Source organism: Longimicrobium sp. (assembly GCF_036399255.1).
GTDB lineage: Bacteria > Gemmatimonadota > Gemmatimonadetes > Longimicrobiales > Longimicrobiaceae > Longimicrobium.
The window spans coordinates 12302-37416 of the sequence record NZ_DASWNM010000072.1 but is presented as its reverse complement, the minus strand read 5'-3'; the positions used below and the strand labels follow the sequence as shown (position 1 = coordinate 37416).

General features: G+C 70.4%; 26 protein-coding genes and 1 pseudogene. 8 read left to right on the top strand and 19 right to left on the bottom strand.

The window, feature by feature from the left end; all coding sequences use genetic code 11:
* Positions 1 to 381: 381 nt before the first annotated feature.
* Both VGC13_RS11475 and VGC13_RS11470 read left to right on the top strand, forming a co-directional pair.
* Positions 382 to 1086: a hypothetical protein gene (locus tag VGC13_RS11475; protein ID WP_331125397.1), complete on the top strand. Its 705-nt coding sequence runs from the start codon at positions 382 to 384 to the stop codon at positions 1084 to 1086.
* Positions 1087 to 1202: 116 nt separating this feature from the next.
* Positions 1203 to 2363 carry a P1 family peptidase gene (locus VGC13_RS11470; protein ID WP_414682988.1) on the top strand — a complete coding sequence of 387 codons (1161 nt, stop codon included), beginning with the start codon at positions 1203 to 1205 and terminating at the stop codon, positions 2361 to 2363.
* Between the two features lie 529 nt (positions 2364 to 2892).
* Here the strand turns inward: VGC13_RS11470 and VGC13_RS11465 are convergent.
* The gene (locus tag VGC13_RS11465) at positions 2893 to 3804 is read right to left on the bottom strand and encodes an SMP-30/gluconolactonase/LRE family protein (protein WP_349264199.1); all 912 of its coding nucleotides are present in this window, start codon (positions 3802 to 3804) and stop codon (positions 2893 to 2895) included.
* 382 nt (positions 3805 to 4186) lie between these two features.
* On the opposite strand from VGC13_RS11465, the gene VGC13_RS11460 reads away from it, so the two are divergent.
* The gene (locus VGC13_RS11460; protein ID WP_331125394.1) at positions 4187 to 4825 is read left to right on the top strand and encodes a DUF4337 domain-containing protein; all 639 of its coding nucleotides are present in this window, start codon (positions 4187 to 4189) and stop codon (positions 4823 to 4825) included.
* A gap of 933 nt (positions 4826 to 5758) precedes the next feature.
* Positions 5759 to 6439 (top strand): hypothetical protein, encoded by a 681-nt coding sequence (locus VGC13_RS11455; protein ID WP_331125393.1) that lies wholly within the window; start codon positions 5759 to 5761, stop codon positions 6437 to 6439.
* A 151-nt stretch (positions 6440 to 6590) separates the two neighbouring features.
* Here the strand turns inward: VGC13_RS11455 and tsaA are convergent, their stop codons facing one another.
* A complete protein-coding gene (tsaA, locus tag VGC13_RS11450) occupies positions 6591 to 7004 on the bottom strand; it encodes a tRNA (N6-threonylcarbamoyladenosine(37)-N6)-methyltransferase TrmO (protein WP_331125392.1) in 414 nt (137 codons plus the stop codon).
* Positions 7005 to 7089: 85 nt separating this feature from the next.
* Positions 7090 to 7671 carry a DUF4126 domain-containing protein gene (locus VGC13_RS11445; protein ID WP_331125391.1) on the bottom strand — a complete coding sequence of 194 codons (582 nt, stop codon included), beginning with the start codon at positions 7669 to 7671 and terminating at the stop codon, positions 7090 to 7092.
* 451 nt (positions 7672 to 8122) lie between these two features.
* Here VGC13_RS11445 and VGC13_RS11440 point away from each other — a divergent pair, with 451 nt between their 5' ends.
* Positions 8123 to 9490 carry an MATE family efflux transporter gene (locus VGC13_RS11440; RefSeq protein ID WP_331125390.1) on the top strand — a complete coding sequence of 456 codons (1368 nt, stop codon included), beginning with the start codon at positions 8123 to 8125 and terminating at the stop codon, positions 9488 to 9490.
* A gap of 574 nt (positions 9491 to 10064) precedes the next feature.
* Here VGC13_RS11440 and VGC13_RS11435 read toward each other — a convergent pair.
* From VGC13_RS11435 to VGC13_RS11410, 6 genes are all read right to left on the bottom strand, one after another.
* Positions 10065 to 10916 (bottom strand): branched-chain amino acid ABC transporter permease, encoded by an 852-nt coding sequence (locus VGC13_RS11435; protein WP_331125389.1) that lies wholly within the window; start codon positions 10914 to 10916, stop codon positions 10065 to 10067.
* A gap of 2 nt (positions 10917 to 10918) precedes the next feature.
* Positions 10919 to 11821, bottom strand: coding sequence for a branched-chain amino acid ABC transporter permease (locus VGC13_RS11430; protein WP_331125388.1), 903 nt, complete (start codon positions 11819 to 11821; stop codon positions 10919 to 10921).
* Positions 11818 to 12588, bottom strand: a complete 771-nt coding sequence (locus VGC13_RS11425; RefSeq protein ID WP_331125387.1) for an ABC transporter ATP-binding protein — start codon at positions 12586 to 12588, stop codon at positions 11818 to 11820. Before VGC13_RS11425 ends, VGC13_RS11430 begins: the two co-directional genes overlap by 4 nt.
* Entirely contained in the window at positions 12572 to 13342 is a 771-nt protein-coding gene (locus VGC13_RS11420; protein WP_331125386.1) for an ABC transporter ATP-binding protein, read from the bottom strand. Before VGC13_RS11420 ends, VGC13_RS11425 begins: the two co-directional genes overlap by 17 nt.
* Positions 13342 to 14505 (bottom strand): ABC transporter substrate-binding protein, encoded by a 1164-nt coding sequence (locus VGC13_RS11415; protein WP_331125385.1) that lies wholly within the window; start codon positions 14503 to 14505, stop codon positions 13342 to 13344. The genes VGC13_RS11420 and VGC13_RS11415 overlap by 1 nt, the downstream gene beginning before the upstream one ends.
* 92 nt (positions 14506 to 14597) lie before the next feature.
* Positions 14598 to 15311, bottom strand: coding sequence for a HAMP domain-containing sensor histidine kinase (locus tag VGC13_RS11410; RefSeq protein WP_331125384.1), 714 nt, complete (start codon positions 15309 to 15311; stop codon positions 14598 to 14600).
* A 305-nt stretch (positions 15312 to 15616) separates the two neighbouring features.
* On the opposite strand from VGC13_RS11410, the gene VGC13_RS11405 reads away from it, so the two are divergent.
* A complete protein-coding gene (locus VGC13_RS11405) occupies positions 15617 to 16441 on the top strand; it encodes an XRE family transcriptional regulator (protein ID WP_331125383.1) in 825 nt (274 codons plus the stop codon).
* 250 nt (positions 16442 to 16691) lie between these two features.
* On the opposite strand, the gene VGC13_RS11400 is transcribed toward VGC13_RS11405, so the two are convergent.
* From VGC13_RS11400 to VGC13_RS11360, 9 genes are all read right to left on the bottom strand, one after another.
* Positions 16692 to 18116, bottom strand: a complete 1425-nt coding sequence (locus tag VGC13_RS11400; protein ID WP_331125382.1) for a peptidylprolyl isomerase — start codon at positions 18114 to 18116, stop codon at positions 16692 to 16694.
* 244 nt (positions 18117 to 18360) lie between these two features.
* The gene (locus VGC13_RS11395; RefSeq protein WP_331125381.1) at positions 18361 to 18561 is read right to left on the bottom strand and encodes a hypothetical protein; all 201 of its coding nucleotides are present in this window, start codon (positions 18559 to 18561) and stop codon (positions 18361 to 18363) included.
* A 243-nt stretch (positions 18562 to 18804) separates the two neighbouring features.
* Positions 18805 to 19266, bottom strand: a complete 462-nt coding sequence (locus VGC13_RS11390) for an SET domain-containing protein (RefSeq protein WP_331125380.1) — start codon at positions 19264 to 19266, stop codon at positions 18805 to 18807.
* A 226-nt stretch (positions 19267 to 19492) separates the two neighbouring features.
* Positions 19493 to 19678 (bottom strand): pinensin family lanthipeptide, encoded by a 186-nt coding sequence (locus VGC13_RS11385; protein ID WP_331125379.1) that lies wholly within the window; start codon positions 19676 to 19678, stop codon positions 19493 to 19495.
* A 299-nt stretch (positions 19679 to 19977) separates the two neighbouring features.
* Positions 19978 to 20454 carry a MarR family winged helix-turn-helix transcriptional regulator gene (locus tag VGC13_RS11380; RefSeq protein ID WP_331125378.1) on the bottom strand — a complete coding sequence of 159 codons (477 nt, stop codon included), beginning with the start codon at positions 20452 to 20454 and terminating at the stop codon, positions 19978 to 19980.
* Positions 20451 to 20825 carry a cupin domain-containing protein gene (locus VGC13_RS11375; protein WP_331125377.1) on the bottom strand — a complete coding sequence of 125 codons (375 nt, stop codon included), beginning with the start codon at positions 20823 to 20825 and terminating at the stop codon, positions 20451 to 20453. Before VGC13_RS11375 ends, VGC13_RS11380 begins: the two co-directional genes overlap by 4 nt.
* A gap of 214 nt (positions 20826 to 21039) precedes the next feature.
* Positions 21040 to 21186: a hypothetical protein gene (locus VGC13_RS11370; protein ID WP_331125376.1), complete on the bottom strand. Its 147-nt coding sequence runs from the start codon at positions 21184 to 21186 to the stop codon at positions 21040 to 21042.
* A gap of 402 nt (positions 21187 to 21588) precedes the next feature.
* Positions 21589 to 21879 carry a hypothetical protein gene (locus VGC13_RS11365; protein ID WP_331125375.1) on the bottom strand — a complete coding sequence of 97 codons (291 nt, stop codon included), beginning with the start codon at positions 21877 to 21879 and terminating at the stop codon, positions 21589 to 21591.
* A gap of 164 nt (positions 21880 to 22043) precedes the next feature.
* The gene (locus VGC13_RS11360; RefSeq protein WP_331125374.1) at positions 22044 to 22202 is read right to left on the bottom strand and encodes a hypothetical protein; all 159 of its coding nucleotides are present in this window, start codon (positions 22200 to 22202) and stop codon (positions 22044 to 22046) included.
* A gap of 129 nt (positions 22203 to 22331) precedes the next feature.
* On the opposite strand from VGC13_RS11360, the gene VGC13_RS11355 reads away from it, so the two are divergent.
* On the top strand, positions 22332 to 22520 hold the full coding sequence (locus VGC13_RS11355) for a hypothetical protein (protein ID WP_331125373.1): 189 nt from the start codon (positions 22332 to 22334) through the stop codon (positions 22518 to 22520).
* Between the two features lie 106 nt (positions 22521 to 22626).
* Here VGC13_RS11355 and VGC13_RS11350 read toward each other — a convergent pair.
* Positions 22627 to 23949 (bottom strand): annotated as a pseudogene (locus tag VGC13_RS11350) (excinuclease ABC subunit A); the annotation flags it as partial.
* A gap of 99 nt (positions 23950 to 24048) precedes the next feature.
* Here VGC13_RS11350 and VGC13_RS11345 point away from each other — a divergent pair.
* Positions 24049 to 24861: a helix-turn-helix domain-containing protein gene (locus VGC13_RS11345; RefSeq protein ID WP_331125371.1), complete on the top strand. Its 813-nt coding sequence runs from the start codon at positions 24049 to 24051 to the stop codon at positions 24859 to 24861.
* The last annotated feature ends 254 nt before the right edge of the window (positions 24862 to 25115 follow it).

Below are 25115 nucleotides of genomic sequence, written 5' to 3'. Positions count from 1 at the left end.
GCGACCGAGGAATCTATTTTCCGTTTCCTCGTGGCATGCCGCGCCACCCCCGGACTGGCCCTGTCTGGCGGTTTCGCCGCCGCACGTGTGGCGCGGGCTGCCGCGTCCGGCTTCGAGCAGGCGGACAGTAGATTCCTCGGCCCTGCAACCCGCGGGGCGTTCGTCAGGTGGCAGCGCGGTCGGGCCTCGGAATGACAGACTCTTTGCATCCAGCAAGGTGATAACAAGGCTCTCGTGCGATGCACACGCATTCGCGAGAGGTGCGGCGAACGCGTCGTGGAAGACGGGCCATGGAGGCCAATCCGCTTGCCGTGCAAGGGGAACAGATGATATTTTGATGCTCGCAGTTTCTCCTTCCCGCCACGCATCTCCCCTCCGACGATGAAGCCCTGCCGCTATTGCGCCGAAGAGATCCAGGACGCGGCGATCGTCTGCCGGTTCTGCAACCGCGCGCAGTCGCCGCCGCGCGAGCCGGCGGAGAACTGGGCGATGAACGCCTTCGTGGCGCTGGTGGTGGTGCTGGTCACCGGCGCGGGCGGGTTCACGCTGGGCAAGAGCGTGCTGCAGGCCGACGCGGCCACGACGGGCGCGGCCACGTCGAGCCTGGTTCCCGGCGGCGCGAAGCCCGAGGAGAAGGCCCCGGAGCCCAGGCGGCGTCCCCTGCCCCCTCCCCCGCCGCCGCCGTCGCGCTTTACGCTTATGGATTCGCGCAGCGAGGACGTGGGCGCGGGCCAGTACTCTGTCTACGCCTTCGACCTGCGCAACTGGGGGCCGTGCTCGGTGCGCGGACACGTGGCGGGGACGGCCGGCGGCGGGCGCGACGTGGACGTGTTCTTCGTGGACGAGGACGGGCTGTCCGGCTTCAAGGCGGGCGCGCAGTTCGACTCGTACCTGGCGCGCCAGCGCACGACGGACGAGAACATCGACCTGACGGTGGGCCCCGGCCGGTACTACCTCATCGTCAGCAACCGCTTCTCGTGGATGACGGGCAAGACCGTGATGCTGGACGGCGTGTCCGCGGAGTGCGTGGCGCCGGCGGACGGGGGGATGATGACGACGGACACCGGCTCGTTGGGCGACCTGTAAGCTCGCCCGGACGGATTGCGGCTGGAGGAAGCCCCGCGCACTTTGCGGGGCTTTTTCGCGTCCGCCAGCGAGGCTTTCGCCAAGCAACCCCATCCGCCGAGGGATTCCGCGTGCGCATCATCCATCCGCTGCTCCTGATCCTTGCCATGACCTCCATCGCCGGCGCGCTGGACGCGCAGGAACGCCCGCGCGCTCGGGAGGCCGGCGTGGTGGTCGGCATCCTGCCGCCGGGCCCGCTGAACGCCATCACCGACGTGGAGGGCGTGCGCGTGGGACAGACGACGGTGGTGGAGGGCGAGCGCGTGCGCACCGGGGTGACTGCCATCCTGCCCCACGGCGGCAACGCGTACCGCGAGCGGGTGCCGGCGGCCATCGTGGTGGGCAACGGCTACGGCAAGCTGCTGGGGGTGACGCAGGTGCGCGAGCTGGGAGAGATGGAGACGCCCATCCTGCTTACCTGCACCCTGTGCGTGTGGAACGCGGCCAACGCCATGGCCGACTGGATGCTGGCCAGGCCGGGGATGCAGGAGGTGCGCTCCATCAACCCCGTGGTGGGCGAGACCAACGACGGCGGGCTGAACGACATCCGCGCGCGTCCGCTGCTCGCCGAGCACGTGGTGGCGGCGCTGGAGGGCGCGTCGGCCGGACCGGTGGCGGAAGGCGCCGTGGGCGCGGGGACGGGCACCGTGGCGTTCGGGTGGAAGGGCGGCATCGGCACCAGCTCGCGGCGGCTGCCGGCGGTGCTGGGCGGGTGGACGGTGGGGGTGCTGGTGCAGACCAACTACGGTGGCGTGCTGAGCGTGAACGGCGCGCCTGTGGGGCGCGAGCTGGGCCGCTACATGTTCCAGCAGCAGCTGCAGGGACCACGCGACCACGGCGACGGGAGCGTGATGATCGTGGTGGCCACGGACGCGCCGCTGGACGCGCGCAACCTGGAGCGGCTGGCCACGCGCGCGCTGGTGGGGCTGGCGCGCACGGGCGCGGCGATGACCAACGGCTCCGGCGACTACGTGATCGCCTTCTCCACCGCGGCCGAGGTGCGGCGCTCGCCCGCCGCCCGCGAGCCGGTCTCCGTCCGCGACCTGCCCAACGAGGCGACGACGGGCATCTTCCAGGCGGTCGCGGAGGCCACGGAGGAGGCGATCCTCAACTCCCTCTTCCGCGCCACGACGACGAGCGGTAACGGGATCACCGTGGAGGCGCTGCCGATCGACCGTACGCTGGAGGTTCTTCGCCGCTACAATGCGCTCGGCTGGGACAGGGCGGTGCCGCGGTGAACGGGCGAACGGGTGAAGGGGTGAAGGGGTGAAAGGGTGAGCGGGTGAACGGGCGCCGCACGCCCCGGACTGTCATTCCGAGGGAGCGCACACCCCACACCCCGCCCCCGCAACGAACGTAGTGCGCGACCGAGGAATCTACTCTCCGTTTCCTCGTGGCGTGTCGTGGCGCCGGGTACTGGCCCTGTCTGGCGGTTGCGCCGCCGCGGCAATGGTTGATGCTGCCGCGTCCGCCCTCCAGCCGGCCGAAAGCAGATTCCTCGGCCCTGCAACCTGCGTCGCATTCGGCCGGCGGCAGCGTGGCCGGGCCTCGGAATGACAGATTCTGGTACATGGCTGGATGCTGGACTCCTGCAGCAGAGCCTGTCCCTCGCGGGCGGAGAGTAGGTCCTTCGGTCGCGCGCAATCTGTAGTGTGACTTCTGGTTGGACGTGATGCGCTCCCTCAGGAAGTCACCGCTTCTTTCTGGATTTGGGGGTTTAGCAACACCCTCTCAGGAAGTCAGTTCCTGAGGGACGATACATCCCTCCTACGCCAGGTCGATGGCCCAGAGGCTTTCTTCGCCGGTGATGAAGAGGCGGCGAGCGTCGGGGGCGAAGGTGCAGTTGGAGCAGGTGTGCGGCGTGGGGATGAGGCCCAGCGGCTCGCCCTCGGCGGAAAAGACCTGCACGCCGCTTCCGGAGCTGCTCCACAGCCATCCGCGCGCATCCACGCAGAAGCCGTCGGGGACGCCGGGCTCGATGGTGCGGAAGACGCGCCGGCCCGCCAGCGCACCGTCCTCGCCGACGTCGAAGGCGATGATGTGGTGCCGCTCCAAGTCCGAGTCCGAGACGTAGAGCACGCGGCCATCCGGCGAGAAGGCGATTCCGTTGGGCTGGCGCAGCTCCGCCATGCGCGCCAAGTCCTCCGTGCGCGGGTCATAGCGGTAGACGCCGCGGTGGTCCAGCTCCGGCTGCGCGGGGCATCCCTGTTTGGGATTCTCGATGCCGTAGGTGGGATCGGTGAACCAGATCGCCCCGTCGGCGGCCACGGCCAGGTCGTTGGGCGAGTTGAGGCGGCGCCCCTGGAAGTGCGTGACGAGCACGGTGGTCCCGCCCTCCGGCGCGGTGCGGCTGATGCAGCGCCGGCCGTGCTCGCAGTGCAGCAGGCGCCCCTCCGCATCCACCGCGTTTCCGTTGTTGAAGGGCGTGGCGTCCAGCACCACGTCCACCGCCCCGTCCGGGTGCCATCCCAGCACGCGGCGCCCCTCGATGTCGCTCCACACCAGCACCTGTCGCGCGGGCCACCACACCGGCCCCTCGCTGAACAGCGCCTGGTCGTACAGCGACAGCAGCTCCGCGGCATCCCCCACCACCTCCGCGAACCGCGCATCGTACGCCACCGGCGGCCCGACGTCCTCCACCTTCGACGGCGGGCCGGGCTGGCGGACGCGGCAGGGCATGATGTCGGTCACAGGGTCCTCGTCGAAAGTCTGGGCTCGGTTCTCCCTCCCGCGGCTGTGCAAGAGACGGGGCGCGGCGCGGACAGCAGAGAATCCGCGAAAAAGACCTGGCCTCACGCAGCGGCGCAGAGATGCGGAAGGAGAGATGAAGCGCGGCTCTCTCAGCGCCTCCGCGTCTCCGCGTGTGGCCGGTCGGTGTTCGTGCGGATCCCCGTAAAAGGGTGAATTGGGCTTGCGCGCAGAGGCGGATCGTGTAGAATGGTCGCGCCGAATTGCTACGTTCCGCTGGTGCAGTATTCCAAACAATCCCGACGATCCAACCCGCCGCCGCCTGCCCGCGGCCGCGTACCGATCCATCCCCACGCCACACCCCGACACACCCATGGAAGCATCGGATGCCGCGGAGCTGATCAGCGAAATTCGCGAGGAGCGCGCTGAGAACGAGGCCGACAACCACTTCCGCGACCGCGCGGCCATGCTCATCGCCATTCTGGCCATGCTGCTGGCGGTGGGCAGCCTGGGCGGCGGCAACGTGGCCGAGGACATGATCCACAACAACATCAAGGCCAGCGACACCTGGGCGTTCTACCAGGCCAAGAACGTCCGCCAGACGCAGTACCGCATTGCCGTGGACCAGATGCAGGCGCAGCTGGCCGCCGACGCCGGCCTGCCGACGCAGGTGCGCGCCGACATGCAGGCCACGGTGGACAGGTACAAGGCCACCATCGCCCGCTACGATGACGAGCCGGACCCCGCCGCGCCCGCCGACACGCTGCGCGGCGAGGGCAAGAAGCAGCTTTCGGCGCAGGCCCGCAGCTACGAGGCGCTGCGCGAGCGCGCGGGGGCGCAGGACAGCAACTTCGACTACAGCGAGGTGGCGTTCCAGCTGGCCATCGTGCTGGGGTCGGTGGCCATCCTGGCCCTGTCGCGCAAGGTGCTGTACCTCGCCATCGGGCTGGGCGTCATCGGCGCGGTGCTGATGATCAACGGGTTCGCGCTGATGTTCGAGCTGCCGTTCTGATCCTCGACCGCTTCGTGACCGTGTAATCAGCGTCGATTTCCTGAGAGGGTGTTGCCAAACCCTCAACGAAGCGGTGCCTTCCTGAGAGGGGTGTTGCTAAACCTTGGGATCCATAGCGAAGCGGTGACTTCCTGAGGGAGCGCACCACGTGTAACCATAAGTCACACAACAGATTGCGCGCGACCGAAGGACCTCGTCTCGGCGGCGCAGGGGCCAGATCAGGGCACGGGACCAGCCCCGTCGTTCTGCTGGCGAGGTCCTTCGGTCGGCGCCAAGGTGCAGCGTACAAGCGAGTTACAGCGCGGCGCCTCCCTCAGGAAGTCAATCACGCTGGGAGGTTTGGCAACACCCTCTGAGGAAGCGCACCACGGGTAACCAGAAGCCACACAACCGCCTGCGCGCGACCGAAGGACCTCGTCTCGGCGGCGCAGGGGCCAGATCAGGGCACGGAACCAGCCCCGTCGTTCTGCTGGCGAGGTCCTTCGGTCGGCGCCAAGGTGCAGTGTACAAGCGAGTTACAGCGCGGCGCCTCCCTCAGGAAGTCAATCACGCTGGGAGGTTTGGCAACACCCTCTGAGGAAGCGCACCACGTGTAATCCGATTCCACACAACCGCCTGCGCGCGACCGAAGGACCTGCTCTCTGGCGAGGCGGGGCCGGCTCCATGCCGCGGGACCAGCCCCCCGGTTGTGCCAGCGAGGTCCTTCAGTCGGCGCCAAGGTTTCTTCCTACCCGCAGATCGAGGAGCGGCGCCTCCCTCAGGAAGTCAATCACGGGATCAGGTTCAGCAACACCCTCCGAGGGAGGCGCCGCCGAGTCCATCCGTGCGCGGATCTTCGGCGACCGTGACAGAATGGGCACGGTGGAATACGTTACAGGTCTCCGCGCGGGCTCACCCGGCGGTTCCCTCTCGGACATCCTCAGGAGGATTGCAATGCGCGGACTCGTTGTTACGGCGGCACTGCTGGCGTCGGCCCTGCCGGCGGCGGCCCAGCACCAGCATGCCCATCCCGCACAACCGGCCCAGGCCGGACAGCACGCGGACCACGCCGCGCCGCACGCGACCGGCATTCCCGAGGGGTGGCAGGCGCGGCTGGACCGGCCGGGGAGCACGGCCCCCATCCACTTCATGCAGATGGACGGCCACCTGCACGCGGTGCTGGGGCCCGCCGGCATCTTCTACCAGCCGGCGTCCACCGCCACCGGCGCGTACACGCTGCAGGGCACGTTCACCCTCAACAAGCCGTCGGCGCACCCCGAGGCGTTCGGCATGCTCCTGGGCGGGCGAAACCTGGAGGCCGACAACCAGGACTACCTGTACTTCCTGGTTCGCCAGGATGGGCAGTTCATGGTGAAGCACCGCGCCGGCAACGAGACGCACACGGTGATCGACTGGACGGCCAGCCCCGCCGTCCGCCAGCCCGGCGCCGACGGCAAGGCGACCAACACGCTGGCCGTGGAGACCGGCGCGCAGGGCGTTCGCTTTCTGGTGAACGGCACCGAGGTGGGCAAGCTGCCCCGCGGCGTGAACACCGACGGCGTGTACGGCCTGCGGCTGAACCACAACCTGGACGTGGTGGTGACGGACTTCGGGGTGCAGCCGGCGGGGATGTGAACGGCGGGATCGAGTGCCCAGGGTCAAGGGTCAGGTCAGGGAATAACTGACCGACCCGGCGCCTGATGCGCTGCGCACGCGGCCGCTCGCCTTTCCCGGCGGGCGGCCGCGTTCATTCGTGGCGCGTCGGGGTGACGGGCTGGGGCTCCGCTCAGCGTTCGTCGACGTTTTCGCTGAGGACGGGCTTGAGGTCCAGGATGGGCGTGCCGTGCAGCGCTTCCAGGCTGCGCACGCGGACCCGCACGCCGTCGACGGCGGTGATCCGCACGCGGTGCAGGCCGATGGGGTTGGGGCGGTTGGGCGAGCGGGTGCTGAAGACGCCCTCCAGCGGCCGGGCGGTGTCGCCGCGCGGGTGCACGCTCAGCACGTCGCGGTGGGCGCGGTGCAGCCAGGTGATGACGATGACCTCGTCCCCCGCCCCGAGGCTGCGCAGGCCTTCGGCCATCTCCGCATCGAACACCAGCCAGGCTTCCGGCGCGCCCTCGTCCGCCTGGCGCGGGGCCGCCTGCAGATCGGTCAGGGACGATTCGACGATCCCGATGGGCTTCACCTCGAATCCGGACACGGTCGCCTCGTGATCGGCGGTTTGAAAGATCCTGCGCTTACCCCTTCACTCCTTCACCCCTTCACCCCTTCACCCGCTCACCCGCTCACCCGCTCACCCGGCCGGCCGCGCGACGGCGGCGGCGCACCCGCAGGGCCAGGCGGACGATGAAGAAGATCGTCACCGCCATCAGCACCAGCGCCAGCAGGGGCGCCAGGAAGCCGAGGAGGATGGACGCGACGGCCGCCACGTCTTCGACGACGCTCAGCACCGGGTTGCCCAGGCCGCCGGTGGTGGCGGTGCTGCCCAGGCGCGCGGTGGCCTTGGCGGAGTGCACCCCCAGCGCCAGCGGTGCGCCGAGCAGAATGCCGATGCCCACCGAGTACTCGGGCGACAGCTGGTAGAGGAACGGGGTCGCCGCCAATGCCGCCAGCACGGGCTTGGTGAGCACCTGCACGCTGTCGAGGGCGTGGTCGACGATGGGGAGCTTGTCGCCCAGGATCTCCAGCAGCGTGGCCACGCCAAAGATCAGCACGGTCTCCGGCTTTTCGAGCCACGCCATGTTGTCCGGCAGCGGCAGGTCCGTCAGCCACGCCGCCAGGCTGGCGCTGAACACCGGCAGAAACGCGCGCAGCCCGGCCGTGGCCGCCAGCACCACGCCGAACGCGGCGGCGGAAAGAGCATCCATCAGCGCGGCGTTATCCTTTCGCTTCCCAGAGCGTGATCCTCATCCCAGAGGCTACGTTTCTCATTCATGGAGGCGCCGCGCAAGGCTCTTCGTCCGCTTTGCGTGGCGCCGACCGAAGAACCCGTGTGCCGGGCGGCAGGATCCTGCCGCCACGCGGAGTTCCCCGGGCTCTGCCCGGGAAGGGGTTCCGCGCGAGGGGCGGGAGATTCTTCGGTCGCGCCACTGGCTCCGTGGTTTGGCCGAGAGCCCGGGGTGGGCGCTTCCTCAGAATGACAGGTGTTTCCCCGGACCAGGGATCATCCCTCATCGGTCACCCGTTCACCCCTTCACCCTATCACCCCATCCGCGGTTCTGCCACGCCCTTCCCACCGGCCGCCGCGGGACGGTAGCTTCCGTCACTCCCCGCGCGAGCGACCGTCCGCATCGTCCTTCCCTCCCCCGAATCCCTCCGATGAAGGACCTGACCACCGGCCCCGTATCGCGCCACCTGCTGGCCACCACCGGCTTCATGCTGGTGATGATGGTCTTTCAGACGCTCTACTTCCTGATCGACCTGTACTGGGTGGGGCGCCTGGGGACCGCGGCGGTGGCCGGTGTTTCCATCGCCGGCCAGCTCTCGTTCATCGTGCTGGCGCTGGGGCAGATGCTGGGCGTGGGAGCCACGACGCTGATCTCGCACGCGTCCGGCCGCCGGGACGCCGCGGAGGCGGGGCACCTGTTCAACCAGGCGATTGGCCTTTCGCTGGCCACGGCGCTCGCGTTCCTGGTGATCGGGCTCGCCGGGCTGGATGCGTACACCCGCGCGATGTCGGCCGACGCGGCCACGGCGGCGGCGGCGCGCGGCTACCTGGTGTGGTTCATCCCGGCGATGGCCCTGCAGTTTCCCCTGGGCGTGATGAGCGCGGCGCTGCGCGGGACGGGCCAGTTCCGGGCGCCGATGATCGTATCGACGGTGAGCGTGACGGCGAACATGGCGCTTGCCCCGGTCCTGATCTTCGGGTGGGGCACGGGGCGGCCGCTGGGGGTGGCGGGCGCCGCGATCTCGTCGCTGGTCTCCATCGTCCTGGCGGTGGCGTGGCTGTCGACGCACTTCACTGGCCCCGGTGCGTGGCTGCGCTTTGCGCAGGCGGACGTCCGGCCGCGGCTGGCCGCGTGGCGGCGGCTGCTGGGCATTGGCCTGCCCGCGGGCTTCGAGTTCGCGATGATGGCGCTGTACCAGGCGGTGGTCTACACCCTGGCCCGTCCGTTCGGCGCGGCGGAGCAGGCGGGGTTCGGAATCGGGATGCGGGTGATCCAGGCCACCTTCATGCCCGTGGTGGCGCTGGGGTTCGCGGTGGCGCCCGTGGCGGGGCAGAACGTGGGCGCCCGGCTTGCCGGCCGCGTGCGCGCGGTGTTCCGAGACGCGGCGCTGATGGCCACCACGGCGATGCTGGTGCTCACGGCGGCCGTGCATCTGTGGGCGCACGGGATGGTGCAGCTCTTTACCGCCGACCCGGCGGTGGTGCGGGCGGGGACCATGTACCTGCAGATCATCTCGTGGACCTTCGTGGCCTCGGGGATGGTCTTCGTGTCCTCCAGCATGTTCCAGGCGCTGGGCAACACCATCCCGTCGCTGCTGGCGTCCGCGCTGCGCATGGCGATCCTGATCGTGCCGGCGCTGCTCCTGTCGCGCCATCCGGACTTCCGGATGACGTGGGTCTGGATCCTGTCCGCGGCGACGGTGTGGGTGCAGCTGGGGCTGTGCCTGGTCCTGCTTCGCCGCGAGTTCACGCGCCGCCTGGGGACCGCCGCCGCGCCGCTCGTACCGGCTGGGGCGTAATCGGCCGAATCCCCAAGAGATGGCCTCACACAGAGTCAGCAGAGTCAACAGAGTTGAGTTTTCTCGTGCCGTTTCCTCGGATCTTGCGGTCGGGCCCCGGCAAGGGCGAATGAATTCGCTGCAACAAACACACGAAGTCCGCCTTCGCGGGCTGTACGGTCCGGGGTGAGTTCCAGGCCTCGTGCACGTGGCGGGGCCCGATGCGAAACCGGAGGCGCGCACGGCCACCCGCCCCACGTCCACATCCTCCAGTCCGCGAAGGCGGCCTTCGTGTCGTCGTTGCAGCGAATCATTCGCCATTGCCCGGCGGACGATTTTCAGGGAGGATGCGGATCGCTCGATGGTTTCCGCAACGCGCGGAAACAGGCCGCCGGCACCACCTGATGCGCGATCCGGAGAACCGTCCGCCACCTCCACCGTCGAGGTGAGCGGCGCGCCTGCCGGACGCAGAAGCCTCCTCCCGGACCGGGCCGGGGAGGAGGCTTCGTTCGACGGGTCACGCGCGGCCGCCCCGGCGTGCTCGTCGTCGTTCGCACGCACGGCGGACGATGCGATGAACCGGGCCTCCGGACGGTCAGCCCGGGCCTGGACGGGCGCCGGGGGCGCGCCGCAGGGCGTGCATCCACCCGCCGGGCCGGCGGGAGAGGAGCCCCTCGGGGCGCAGGATGGTCACCAGCACGATCACGGCCCCGTACAGGAGCATGCGGTAGGACGACGAGAAGCGCAGCACCTCGGGCACCAGCGTCAGCAGGACCGCACCCGCCACCGCGCCCGCGAAGTGCGTGCTGCCGCCCACCACGGCGAACATCAGCACCTGCACGCTGAACTGGAACCCCCACACGCGCGGCTCCACGATCCCCACGCTCTGGACGAACAGCCCGCCCGCCACGCCCGCCACCGCACCTCCCAGCGCCAGCGCGAACAGCTCGTGCCGCTCTACGTGGATGCCCAGGGCGCGCGCCAGCTCGGGATCGGCGCGCACCTGGAAGAGCGCGGTGCGCACGGACGACGCCTCCAGCCACGCCATGCATCCCGCCACCGCCGCCAGCACCACGAGCGGCGCCGCCGTCAGGGGGCCCACGGCGGGGAGCGTGTAGCCCAGGGCGCCCCCCAGCGCCGGCGTGTTGGTGACCACGATGCGCAGCAGCTCGCCCACGCTCAGTGTGGCCACGGCGAAGGTCATTCCCCGTACGTGCCGCAGCAGCAGGCCCACCAGCGCGGCCAGCGCCATCCCCGCGCAGGCGGCGCAGAGCAGCGCGGGCGCCACCGGCACGGACCGGCCCAGCGCCCAGCCGAACGCGACCGCGCCGGACCCCATGAAGGCCCCGAAGCACACCACCAGCCGCCCCGCCGCGAACGGCAGGTACACCGCGATGGCGAGCAGGGCGTTGATGGCCGCCAGCTGGGCCAGCTGCAGCGCGTACACGGCTAGGCGCCTTCCGCCGGGAGGGGGGCGCGGCGCGTGGACCGGCCCAGGTGCCCGCGCCACACCAGGTACGCCAGCAGCAGCCCGAACGCCACCGCGTCGCGGTACGACGAAGAGACGTATCCGGCCGCCAGGGCCTCCAGCACCCCCAGGGCCAGCCCGGCCACGACGGTGCCGCGAAAGCTGCCCAGCCCGCCCAGGATCACCACCACCAGCCCCTTGAAGCCGAAGGTGACCCCGAAGTAGGGCGACACGGCGCCCACCGTCTGCGCGGTCAGAAAGGCGGCCAGCCCGGCCAGCGCGGAGCTCAGCGCCACCGCGGCCGCCTCGTGGGCGGGAATACGCAGGCCGGTGGCCGCCGCCAGCTCCGGGTCGTCGGCGATGGCGCGCAGGCGCAGGCCGAAGCGGGTGCGCTGGATGACGTGCGCCAGCAGGAGCAGCGCGGCCGCCGCGGCGGCCAGGTCCAGCAGGATGGCCGAGCGCACCTGGACGGGGCCCACCCCCACGTCCACGTCCGGCAGCAGCGGGGGAAAGCGCCGGGGGTAGGCGCCAAAGAGCAGGATGGCGGCGTTCTGCATCACCAGCGCCGCGCCGATGGTGGTGATCATCACCCCCAGGTGGCGCGGCGAATCCAGCTCGCTCACCCGTCCCAGCGGCGCCACGGCCAGCCGGTGCACCAGCAGCCCCGCCGCCACGGCGGCGAGGACGGCGACCGCGGGGGCGAGGACCGCGTACGCGGGAAAGCGCTCCACGAAGGCGAGCGACACCACGGCCCCCAGCATGAAGACCTCGCCGAAGGCCAGGTTCAGCACCCGCATGACCCCGAACACCAGGTTGAAGCCCAGGGCCACCAGTACGTAGGTGAGGCCGATGCCGACCCCGTTGAGCAGCTGCTGCAGGATCACGGCGCCCCCCCTTCCGGCGCGCCCCCCAGGTAGTGCCGGCGCACGGCGGGGTCCGCGGCGACGGCGTCCGCGGCGCCCTCGCCCACCAGTTCGCCGTGCGCCATCACGTACGCGTAGTCCGCCAGGGCCAGGGCAAAGGGGGCCATCTGCTCCACCAGCAGCATGGACCACCCCTCCCCCGCCAGCTCCCGCAGCGTTCGCCCCACGTGCTCCACGGCCACGGGGCTCAGCCCCGACGAGGGCTCGTCCAGCACCAGCACGGGCGTCCCGCCCTCCATCATCCCGCACGCCGCCAGCCCCCGCGCAAAGAGCACGGCCCGCGCGATCCCCAGCAGCCGGGCCTCGCCGCCGCTCAGGGTGCCGGCGGCCTGCCGGCGCAGGGGGGCCAGGGACGCGAACGTCTCCCACGCCTCCGCCAGCAGGGCGCGGGCGAGGGCGGCGGGAACGGCGGAGAGCGCGGTGGCCAGGTTGTCCGCGACGGTAAGGGAGGGAAAGGTGTGCCGGGACTCGGGGACGTGGACCACGCCCCGCCGCGCGATCTCCCAGGGCGGGCGCCCGCCCAGCGCGTGCACCCGCGACGGGCCGTGCAGCTCCACGCGCCCCGCGCGGGGGCGCAGGAAGCCCGCCACGCACCGGGCCAGGGTGGTCTTGCCGGCCCCGTTGGGCCCCAGCAGCGCCACCACCTGGCGCGGCATCACCCGCAGCGAGACGCCCCGGACGGCGGGCGCGTGCCCGTAGGCGACGGTGAGGTCAGACACCTGGAGCATGCGCGCCTCCGAAGTACACCCGCAGCACCGCGGGGTCGGCGCGCACGGCGGCGGGCGGGCCCTCGGCGATGCGTTGCCCGGCATCCAGCACCAGCACCCGGTCGCAGCTCTCCACGATGAGCTCGAAGTTGTGCTCGATGAGCACCAGCGCCGTCGCGGCGTCGCGGGCGGAACGCAGGATGCGCAGGAACGCGTCCCGTTCCTCGCGCGAAAAGCCGGCGGTGGGCTCGTCCAGCAGCAGCAGGCGCGGACGGGGCGCCAGGGCGCGGGCGAGCTCGGCGCAGCGAAGCTGAAAGTGCGTCAGCGCCCGCGGCGTGCCGCCCGCGAAGGCCGCCAGGCCGGCGTCGTCCAGCAGCCGCAGGACGCGCGCGTGGTCCCGGGGCGGCAGGCCGCCCCGGACGGGAGAAAGCAGCCGCCGGCGCAGCCCCGTGGCCCCGTACAGGCCCAGGGCCACGTTCTCGTACACGGTAAGGTGGGCGTTCAGCCGCGGGGCCTGGAAGACGCGCGTGATCCCCGCGGCGGCCAGCCTGCACGCCGGCAGCGCCAGCAGGTCCGCGTCCCCCAGCCGCACCCGCCCGGCGTCGGGCTCCACCAGCCGGCCCACCACGTTGAGCAGGGTGGACTTTCCGCTTCCGTTGGGCCCGATGACCCCCAGCGCCTCCCCCGCGCCCACGGCCAGCGAGACGTCCGCGAGCGCGGTGCGGCCGCCGTAGCGCTTGCATACCCCGTCCAGGGCGAGCAGGGCGTCGGGCATCACGGCACCTGCCGAACGCCGCTGCCCTGGATCTGCCGGACGACCGCCGGCTTGTCGGCGTCGCCGCGCCCCCGGTACGACACGCGCCCCAGCACGGCCTCGAAGTCGCGGATTGTGCCCAGCGCGTCGCGCACGGCCCGGCGGTCGGCGGGGTCCGGCGCGCGGCGGGCGGCCTCGGCCATCAGCAGCAGCCCGTCGAAGGCGTAGGCGGCGTACGGTGGGGGATCGGCCTGAAAGCGGGCGCGGTAGCGGCGGATGAACTCGCCGACGATGGGCCGCGCGCTGCCGGGGTCGTAGTTGTCGGCCACCAGCGTTCCGTCCAGCACCCCCGGCCCCGCCAGCTTCCAGGTCTGCGGCGTGGTGAAGCCGGCCGTGCCCAGGAAGCGCGCGCGGATCCCCATGCGGCGCGCCTGGTCGGCGATGGTGGGGGCGTCGCTGGCCAGGGTGTTGATGACCAGCGCGTCGGGCGCGGCGGCGCGGATGCGGGTGAGCTGGGCGGAGCGGTCGGCGTCGCCCGTCATCTGCGTTTCCTCCGCCACCAGGCGCATCCCCAGCTCACGCAGGGTCTGCCGGTACACGGCCAGGGTGCTGCGGGACCAGTCGTCGTCGCCGGTGGAAACGATGGCCACGGTGCGCACCCCCAGGGAGTCGCGCGCCGTCCGCAGCAGGGGGGGGATGAGGTAGGTGTCCACGCGGGTGGAGCGAAAGGTCCACTCGTTGAACTCGCCGGCGGCCGCGCGCCAGTCGCCCGTGGCGCCCACCGACATCATGGGGATGCGCAGCGAGGGGAGCACGCGCGCCACGGCGACGGCCGTGCCCGTGCGGGTGGGGCCCACGATGCCCGTCACGCGCCGGTCGCCCGCGAAGCGACGGGCCAGCGCCACGGCCTGCGCCGGCTCGCCCGCGTCGTCGTGCACCACCAGCTCCACGGGGCGGCCGTGGATGCCGCCCTGCTCGTTGAGGTACTCCTGCGCCACCTGCAGGCCGCGCAGGTTGTCGATGCCGTACGGCGCCGCCGCCCCGGTGGTGGAGAGGACGACGCCGAACCGCACGGGGGCCGCCGCGCCCTTTTCGCCCTCGCCGCCGCCGCACCTGGCGAGCGCCGCGGCGGCGGCGAGAATGGCCGCGGCCAGCCGCGGCAGCCCGAAGATATTGTCACGCACCGTTGCTCTCCCGTGAAATGAGGGGACTCGTGCGGCATGCCCCCGTCATGGCGGCCGGGCGGCGGCGCGGAGGGTCTCGCGGCGCGCGCTCCTCAGGCCAGCGGCAGGGTGAGGACGAAGACGGCGCCCGCGCCCGGCGTGCTTTCCGCCCGCAGCTCCCCGTTCATGGCCCGCGCCAGGTCGCGGCTGTTGGCCAGCCCCAGCCCCACGCCGCCGTGCGCCCCCTGGACGGCCGCTTCCAGCTGCACGTACGGCTCAAAGATGTTCTCGATCTCGGACGCGGGAATCCCCGGGCCCGTGTCGCACACCCGCACGGTGGCCCTGCCCGCCTCGGCGTGCGCGCCGCAGGAGACGGTGATGCGGCCGCCGGCCGGAGTGAACTTGATGGCGTTGTCCAGCAGGTTCGTCAAGATGCGCATGAGCGCCAGGTGATCTGCCCGCACCGTTACCTGGCACGCGCTGGTGCGGCAGGTGCTCCGGTCGAAGGCGATGTCCTTGGCCTGCAGCTGCGGGCCGGCCGTGCACTGCAGCTCGGCGACGGCCAGCGACAGGGGGATGTCGGCGGGGGACAGCCGCAGCGCCCCGCGCTCGATGGTGATGTGGTGCAGCTCCTGCTCGAGCATGGCGACGAGGCGGTTCGTCACGCGGCGCATGCTGGCGAGGTCCGCGAGCTGCTCCGGCGTCATCTCGCCGCGCACGCCGTCCTCCAGGTTCCCGATGTAGCCCAGGATGGTGTTCGCCGGGCTGCGCAGGTCGTGGATCATGCGCGCCAGGTACTCAAGATCCGAGTCGTCCGGCCTCTTCATTGTCTACCCCCTCGCCAGGTTCCCGCCACACATCGCTGATCTTTGCCAAGCCCGCCGCTCGCAATCCCTCCCGTTTAGAACGCACTGATTGGGACTTCCTGAAATGGTCATTCCAATAATTGCAGTTGGCGCCGTTTTCGCGCAAGAGTTTTGTTGGGAAGAAGAATGAGCGTCGGATTAACCCTTCTTCATTCCCGTGTAGCATTCTGGCTTGCGCTGGACTGGTTCCGTTTTTACTGTGGCGCTGACGGCCGCCCCGCGGGTCCCCTGTGCGGCCCCCTCCACTCCCCTCCCACTACCCGACGATGGATGCATTGAGGTACGAACTCGGCTGGAACGTGGGAAAGCGCATTCTGATGCGGCGCGTCGAGAAGGAATTGCGGATGAAGGACGTGGAGGCGCTCACCCGGGAGCTGGACCCCGAGGAGCGCGGAGTCTCGGCGGCGCAGATCAGCCGCATCGAGAACCGGGGCGACCTTTCGCTGCGCGAGTTCCACCTGCTGTGCCTGGCGCTGGACCTGGACCCGGCGGAGCTCATCGAGGAGCCCCGGCGCGCGCCGTGGGAGATCGTCCGCGCGGCGCGGTACGGCCCCGCGTTGGACGAGCTGCGCACGTCGCGGCACCGTCCCGACCGGGCGGACCGGGCGCACGCCATCATGTACGCCCGGGGCGTGTACCGGTACCTGCCGCTGGAGCCGGTGAACCACGCGCGCGGAGAGGGGGCCGCCGACAACCTGGTCGACCCGGAGGACCGCCAGGGCGAGCTGCGGCCCGTGATGCGCAAGATTCTCTTCGAGTGCGACTATGCCGAGGACGAGCTGATGCTGATGGGCGCCGCGGACCACGAGGGCGAGGAGGTGGTCTGGGTGCTGGAGGGCGAGGCGGAGTTGTGGCTGCTCAAGCGCCCGGACGAGATGACGGCGGCGCTGCGCGAGGACTACAACCGGCGGCGGCTGAGCCGGGAGCACTTCCTGGTCAAGACGCTGGGCCCGGGAGACTGCGCGCACTACGAGTCCGCCATCAAGCACGCCTGGCGCGCGCGGGACAAGGCGCAGACGATGCGCGCGCTCTTCGTCTACGCCGCCCCGCGGCACCTGCCCGTCACCCACGAGCTGTTCCGGATGGAGTGACCCCCGCCCGCGCCTCCGCGCGCGGGGCGCACGCGAACCGCGCGGCGCTGGCAAAGTGAAGTGAAGCGAGAAACCTTCTCCCTGTAGCCGGGAGGAGGTTTCTGTCGATGCAGGGCTCCCGCGGTGGCTGCGCCCTCCGGCGTCCGCCGTCGCCCGCTCCCTTGTTCCATGGTTGGCTTGGCCGGGTCGCACACCCGGCACGACCGTGGCGGATCCGCCCGCGCCCCGGGCGAAGTCCCGCTCCCGCGGGTCAGCGCCCGGCCGGCTCCACGCGCATGGACGCCACCACGTCGCCCTCCAGGATGCCGTCGACCACGCCGATCCCCTCGACCACCTCGGCGAAGACGGTGTACTCGCGGACCAGGCGGGGATTGTCCTTGAGGTTGATGAACCACTGTGCGTCGCCCGTGTCGTGCCCGCGCGTGCTCATGGCCACGGTGCCGCGGGGATGCGCCACGGTGCCCAGCTCGTCGCGCAGGTAACGGGCGTATCCCACGTACTCGTTGGTCCCCGGACCCCCGCCCTGGATCACGAAGTCGGGCTCCACGCGGTGCCAATTGCCGCCGTCGTAGTAGCCGGCGCGCACCAGCGCCAGCACGCGCGCCGCCATGATGGGCGCCACGTCGCCGCGCATCCGCACCACGAACGCCCCACCGCCGGCCTCGGGCGACATCGTCACGCGGACGCGCACCTCCCGCCCCAGCGCCAGCGCGGCCGCGTCCGGCGGCAGGTCAGAGCGGGGCGCGGGGGCGCGGTCGTCGCCGGCGGGGCGCCCGGCCGCCTCGAGCAGGGCCACGCGCACGTCGCGCTCCGACTCGCTGGCGCGGCGCACCCACCACTCGAACACGCTGTCCGCGGCCGCGCGCAGCCCCGGCGCGGGAGACCCCTTCAACGCGACGGCGGCGGCGCGGACGGCCTGCGCCTGGTCGCCGTGCAGCGCGGCCAGGTACACGTCGTCCGCGGCGTGGCCGACCAGCCTGGACAGCGCGTCGATGGCCGCCTCCTGCACGTTGCCGTCCGCGTCGTGCGCGAAGGTGCGCAGCCGCGCGCTGTCGGCCAGCAGGGCGGCGGCGCGGGCGGCGTACAGGCGCACGTGCCAGTCCGGGTGCGTGGCGAGCGCACCGATACGCGCCCGCGCCCGGTCCGGCGCGATCCGCGCGAGCGCCACCAGCGCGTGGGCGCCCGCGTGCCACGACACCCCGCCCGCGGCGCGCCGGCGCGTGTCGCGCGGCAGCGCATCCACCCACCCGCTCAACACGCGTACGAAGGCGGAGTCGGCCCCGCACGACGCTTCGGCCACGCCGGCCGCGCGGAGCCGCACCTGCCACGCACTGTCGGCCAGCGCGGCGCGCAGCGCGCCGCAGTCCGCCTTGCGGTCGGCGAGCGCGCGGTAGCGAAGCCGCCACGCCGGCTCGGGCCACGCGGGCGCCGCGGCGGCCGGCGGCAGCGAATCGCGCGCGGCAAAGAGCGGATCGCGGATGCGCCCCAGCGCCCGGCCGGCGATCCGCCGCACCCGCGGGTCGGCGTGCCGCAGCCCGGCGGCGAGGGCCGCGTCGGTGGAGTCGCGCCGGTCTTCCGCCACCAGGATGCGGCCGACCAGGGCCGAGTCGGCGCGGGTCTGCGCCAAGGCCGGCGACGGCGCCAGCAGCAGGAGAAGAATCCAGAGTCTTTTCATCAAGCCCCAGGGGTGCGGACGCGTGGGCCCAGCCGTCCGCGGCGGTGGCGTGGGTACAGGCGCGTGCCGTCCATCTGACCGGGAAACCGGGCACGCTACGACGGATTCGCCCCGATGTGCAAGGCCCGCCCCTGGTCTGCGCGCGGCAGCGGCTCCGCATGGCAGTGCCTTACGGCGGGCGAGAACGCGAAGGCCGCGCCCCGGTCCGTCAGGGCGCGGCCTTCGCCGGCGTACGATCGGCCAATCAGCAGACCGACGTCAGCGGCTCGACCGGACCGCAGATGCAGGGGTCGGTCGCGTAGCCGCACGAGGCGGCGCAGGAGGGCTTGCTCGCGGCGAACAGCGCTTCCCGGGCGTGCACGGTGCCGCGCTCCGCCGCCACGGCGTCGGAGGGGCCGAACGATTCCACCTGCAGGGCGTCGAGGTCCAGCGTCAGCTTGGCCATAGGAGTTTCCCAGTCGGAGAGGAGTTGGAAAAGGTAGGGTGTGTAACGCCTGAATAAGGGCGTAAACTATGGCTTGCACAAGTGGAGCGCCTGACCGCGGACTCCAACCCGTCCACGCGCGGCATCGCCGGCGTGCGGGCTTCGCGCGGTCGGCTCCGGACGTGATGATCCACCCGCCGCGGCCGGCATCCATCCGCTCCGGACCGGGCTCCCGCCGAACACCACGGCCTCCCGGCCCGCGGATCAGCGTTTCTTCTTGAGCATGGTGCCCCGGCAGCCCGCGGCGCCGCAGCGGCAGGGAAAGCGCCGCTTCTCCGCCGCCGTGTGCCGCCCCCCGGTGATCATCTGGTAATCGAAGGTGATCTCTTCGCCGGGCTGGATGTCGCGCAGGCTTTCGATGTAGATGCGGCGATCCTCGATGACCGACGTGCAGTTGGGATCGCAGGAATGGTTGATGTAGCGCGACATGTTGCCCCCCACGCCCCCGTCCACCACCAGGTCATCCTCGATGGTGAACAGCAGCGTGTGATAAGGGACGGAATCGAGCCATGGATAGCGCCGGTCTCCCTCTTCCTGGGTGATCCGCTCGCCCGTGTACTCGATGAGCCGGGTGCCCGCCGGGATGGGCTCCCGCGCAAAGACTCCCTTGCCGTGAATGCCGGACCGGCGCAGCGCCAGGCGCTGCCGTACGTTGTATTTCGCCATGGCCGGCATTCTAGCGCCGCCGGGTTCCTCCGAAAAGGCGGGCGGCTCCCTTCCCTCTCCATTCCTCACCCCGCTCCACAGCAGGGTCACGTACAGGTGCCACCCCTGCGCGTCAAGCCGCGCGACGAAGGGAAACGCGCCGGGAACGCGGCAAGCTACTGCTTTGCCGTCTTCGGGTGATGCGAGGACCGGCGCCGCGAACACGACGCCGGTCCGGAGGGCGGGATCAGCAGCGGATGCAGACGTTGTTGACGTACGTGGCGTAGCCCGGCTGCGAGGGCTCCACGCACTCGTGCCGCGTGCAGAACATCGAGATCTGCGCGCCCTGTACGGTGCCGCGCTCGTCCTGCGCCACGTCGGTCGCAAAGCTCGCGACTGTCAGGTCCTCGATCTTCAGGCTCAGCTTTTTCATCGTTTTCTCCGTTCGGATGCGTTGGGTGTGTGCCGCGCAGAATGCGCGCACTCCCAATTCTGGTCTATAAAAGTAACAGATCTCCGCGCGCCCCGGCACCCGCTGCGGTTGGCGGGAGTGCCGCCGTGGGACCTCGTCCATCCGTCACCCCGGCACCCGCACGAGGTACGGCGCGATGCGGCTCTTCGCGGCGCGCGCCACGGCGGCGGGCGGGCCCGGGGCGACGATGCGGCCATCCTCCTCCCCTGCCCCGGCCCCACAATGGGCGCCCGTTCTGGTGGTGTTTCGATCTACCCGGCTCACCACGTGGGCCGCACGGCGGGAAGGCGGCCGTCGTTCCGGGACCGGAGCACCGTCGCCAGGTCCGCCCGCAACGCCTCCAGCCGCTCCCTGCCGAGCACCCGCGCCCACTCCGCCTCCAGCTCCGCGTACACCGCCTCCACCGTCCGCAGCGCGGAATGGCCGCGCGGCGTAAGGCGGATGCGGCGGGCGCGCGCGTCGTCCGCGTCGGGGACGCGGCGGACGTAGCCGTCCGCCTCCATCCCGTCGATGAGCTTGGAGGCGGCCTGCTTGGTGGTGCCCATCAGCGCGGCCACGTCGCCCACGCTGGGCACCCCGTCGCGCGCCGCCAGCAGCACGAAGCCGTACGCCGGGCGCAGGTCGGCGACGTCCGTCCCTTGCAGCCGCACGTGCAGCGCGTCGATGAGCGAACGGAACGCCATGGCGAACAGGCGGGCGAGGGGAACGCCCGCCTCTTCACCGCGAGTCGTGCTCACTGCGCCCACGGCGGCGTGAACTCGGCGCCGTCCGGCAGGCGCGCGCGGCCGCCGACGGGGAAGCAGACCAGCGCCGACAGCGGCTCCGGCCCGTCCACGTTCAGCGCGAACGTGGTGTCCGCCGGCACCACGATGCAGTCGCCGGGCGCGGCCGTCGCCTCATCCGCGCCGATGCGCACGCGCGCCCGCCCGCCGGTGACCACCAGGATCTCCTCCTGCGTGACCTGGTGCGGCGTGGCCGGCGTTCCCGGCTGAATCTCCACGCGCCACAGGCTGGTCTGCCGCGTCCCGCGGCTGGGCGAGGCAAGCGCGGTGAACACGGCGCCGTGCATGGCGTGCCGCTCGTTCTCCGCCCGCTGGATGACCGCCATTCTGGACCTTTCGTCTGGAGAAACCCACACGGTACGGTCGAGAATGTACGACTCGCCCGCAAGATAGTCAATCAGGTTGACTATTTTTACGGCCGCGGGGCGTTTCGGGAGCAACGGGCGGTGCTCCGGGGCCTGGTAGCCGTGGCCGGAAAGACGTGCCGCCGCTTCCGTACTCCGGAAGCGGCGGCATGCGTGGCCATCCTGAAAGCCTGGCTCAGCAGTAGCAGGTGTGGATGTTACACCCCGACCACTCCTTGGAGGCATCATGCGCGTGCACTGTGCCCTCACGCGTGTCCGCCGCCGCCTCGGTCGAGAACTGCTCGACCGCGAGCTCTTCCACGTTCAGCTGGAGCTTCTGCATGGTTCTTCCTCGATTCATGGGGGCCGGGGAGATTTGCCCCCGGAGAACGATTGGATTCCGGAACATACACCCACGGTTTAGGACAGTCAATGAATAAATGCGCAGCCCGCCGTGGATGTGTGCGGCCGCCCCCTCACCCCCGCCGGCGGCGTCGCCGTCCGGAGCGGCAATGCGACGCTGACGCCATCGCTCGGCCCCAACGTGCAGATCTGGACCGGGGCGCTGGCTTCGGACAGGACGGTAACGCTTTCGACCGCGGGGAGCCCTCCTCCGACAGCGCGCCCGCAGGGGCTCGGGGAAGCCGTCGAAGGCGGTCCACCCACTCGCCCAGCGCGTCGCAGGCCGGTGTGGGCTCATCCAGCACGTACAGCGGATGGCCGCGCTGCGTGCGCTGCAGCTCGATTACCATCGTCTTGGGCGAGGTTGCGGGGGGCGATGCAGACGGTGGTATTCGGCCTCCAATTCCTCTGCCAAGTCCGCCATCCGTAGGGTACCCGCATTGTACCCAGCGATCTCCTCGTCCGTCATCTTGTGGATGAACGACATGTCAAACAAGGTCGAGAGCCGCACCATATGGTCGAAAAAGTATTCGGTGCCATCTTCCGAAATTAGCACCCGGCACTGCCAGCCCTCCGGGCGTGCAATCTGGCGAACATTAATCTCTCTGCCCTCATACTCGATGATTGAATACATTTGAATCCTCCAAGTAGAAGTTCGCTACACATTGTCAAGTTGCCATCACAGCGGCACGAGAGGCGGTTGTAACAGGGGCCGCAATCGCGCCGTTCAGCGTTTATCTGCCTGCTGACTCGCACGGCGAGGCACAGCACGAACTCGACCCAAGGCCCCCACGTCTGTCACCCCAGCTCCCGCGCCAAGTACGGCGCGGTCCGGCTCTTTGACGCGGCGGCCACCACATCCGGAGGCCCGGCGGCGACCACGCGGCCGCCCTCCTCGCCAGCGCCAGCGCCGGGACCGATGTCGATCACCCCGTCGCTGCCGGCGATCACGTGCATGTGACCGACCACCTTGATGTCTTGTGTCGTAAATGTGACCAATTAGGTTGTGACGCACAGTTCTGCATCGGCGCGTCCGGACCGGACGAATGCCGCCCGAGATCCAACCTTTGGGCAGCGAGGTGGACCATGAAGAAGAAGCTCAGCCTACAGATCGAGAAGCTGCGCGTCGAGCAGTTCGAAGTCCAGCCGAACTCGCCAGCGACCCGTGGAACGGTGCATGGCTTCGATTCCCACTCCTACAGTTACCAGGAGGAGGCTTGCATTTGCTTACCCATGCCGGGTAGCCAGTACCTGTATGTGAGCGACTGCTGCTGAACCTTACCGCGCACCAGCATCAACAAGCGAGCAACGCGTACGGAGGCGCTTCCCTGGATTGAAGGGAGCGCCTCCGCTGCGATCATGATCGTTGTGCTTTGCCCCGTCATCCCACCTCCCGCGCGAGGTACGGCGCCGTGCGGCTCTCCGCCGCCTGCGCGACTGCGGCGGGCAGGCCGGCGGCGACCACGCGGCCGCCCTCCTCCCCCGCCCCGGGGCCGATGTCGATCACCCAGTCGCTGCCGGCGATCACGTGCATGTCGTGCTCGACGACGACGACGGTGTTGCCGGCATCCACCAAGCCGTGCAGCTGCGCCACCAGCTTTTCCACGTCGGAGGGGTGCAGGCCAGTGGTGGGCTCGTCCAGCACGTAGAGCGAATAGCCGCGCTGCTGGCACTGCAGCTCGGTGGCGAGCTTGATCCGCTGCGCCTCGCCGCCGGATAGCTCCGTGGCGGGCTGGCCCAGCCGCAGGTATCCCAGCCCCACTTCGCGCAGCACGTGCAGCGAGCGGCGCACGGCATCCTCGCCCGCGAAGAACTCGTACGCGGCATCCACCGTCATCCCAAGCACTTCGGCGATGTTGCGGCCTCGCAAACGGATCTCCAGCGTCTGCGCGTTGTAGCGCGCGCCGTGGCAGGTGGGGCACGGCGCGTAGACGCTGGGGAGAAAGAGCAGCTCCACCATCACGAACCCCTCGCCCTCGCACGTCTCGCAGCGCCCCTTGGCCACGTTGAACGAGAAGCGGCCCGCATCGTAGCGCCGCTTCTTCGCGTCCGGCGTGGCGGCGAACAGGCGGCGTACGTGGTCGAACAGCCCCGTGTACGTGGCCAGGTTGCTGCGCGGCGTGCGCCCGATCGCCTTCTGGTCCACCTGCACCAGGCGGCGGATGCCCTCCATTCCGCCCGCGATCCGCCCGCCGGTGGGAACGGTGGATGGATGATCGGCATCGTCCTCATCATCCACCGCCGTGGGAAGCTCGTGGCCCAGGTGCGCGGCGACGAGCTCGACGAGCACCTGGCTCACCAGGCTGGACTTGCCCGATCCCGAGACGCCGCTGACGCTGGTGAACACACCCAGCGGAAACCGCACATCCAGCTCGTGCAGGTTGTTGCGGGTGACGGATTCCAGCGCCAGCCATCCCTTCGGCTCGCGCGGCGTGCGCGCGGGCAGACGCGTCTCGCCGAAGAGGTGGCGGCGCGTCTGCGACTCCTCCACATCCGCCAATCCCGCCGGCGGGCCGCTGTAGAGCACGCGCCCGCCCTGCTCCCCCGCCGCGGGGCCCACGTCCACGATCCAGTCGGCGTGGCGGATGACGTCCATCTCGTGCTCCACCACGAAAAGCGAGTTCCCCGCGGCCAGCAGCCCGTCCAGCGCGCGGAGCAGCGCCTCGGTGTCGGCCGGGTGCAGGCCGGCGGAGGGCTCGTCCAATCACTCCACACAGGCCATCCCGTCGGATCATAGTTTGCAGAAACACAAGACGGGCATTGTATCAGAAGTAATTTCTATCCGACAGTATGTGGATGAATCATGTTACCCTTCCTCGCCTTCCTTCCAGATCCCGTGGCGCTCGGCCGCCTTCGAGTCGCCTTGCGCATGAACGCGGGGGGGCCCCCGGAATCGGCGCTCGTGGAAGTGCGCGGCTGGAACGAGCTGGCCGGTGCCGCCCGGTCGCGCATGCCCGAACTGGCTGTAGTGGATCCCTGCAGCCGCGGGGTGCTGGACGTGGAGGCTTGCGCGCACTTCCGCCTGGAATTTCCTTCGGTGGTGCTGCTCCCTTACGGGGAGTTTCGAGGAACGGCGCGAGATGGTTTACAGTTGGGGCTTATGGGGGTGCGTCACCTTGTGATGCGTGATCAGGAGGATGGGCCGGCGGCCTTCGCGTACCTCCTCGCCCAAGCGCGAGCCGAGTGGCTCCCCACCCGGGTTTTCACCGCTATCGGCGATCTGATTCCCCACCACCTGCGCGCCCTTGTGCATGAGGTGGTGATCCACGGGGATGGGGCGCTCCCGCCGGCGCGAGTCGCCGCGCTCTACCACCGTCATCCGAATACCCTGCGGGAGCACCTACGCGCGGCGGGGCTCCCTCCGGTGAACAAGTTGGTTGTGTGGATGCGGCTGTTCCGCGCAGGACATTTGTTGGAAGACCCTGGACGCTCGGTCGAGAACGTAGCGGGCGCCCTTGCATTTGCCTCCTCATCCGGCCTGCGCAACCAGCTTCACCGATATGCGGGGCTCACGGCGAGCGACGTACGGAGGCGCGGAGGACTGGACCTCCTCTTGACACAGTTCCGCACCCAGCACCTTCGCGAATACTGGGGGCCTGATGGTGACACATCATGATGTAAGCACAGCACGATATACAGGCGCGGGAGCGTGCTGTTAGTATGTCTCTGCGTGCTTGGCGGCATTGTTGAACAGACACATTTTATGCGTGCTCACCCGCGGAGGCACCAAGGATCGATGAGCGAGGGCGCCCTCCGCTCCACTCGCCTGTGGGTCTTCGCAGTGACGAATGGTGTGCCGGCGGAACTGAGTCCCCGGTGCGCATTTTACGCCCAATCGGAGACGAACCATGGAACAGCAGACGTTTCAGA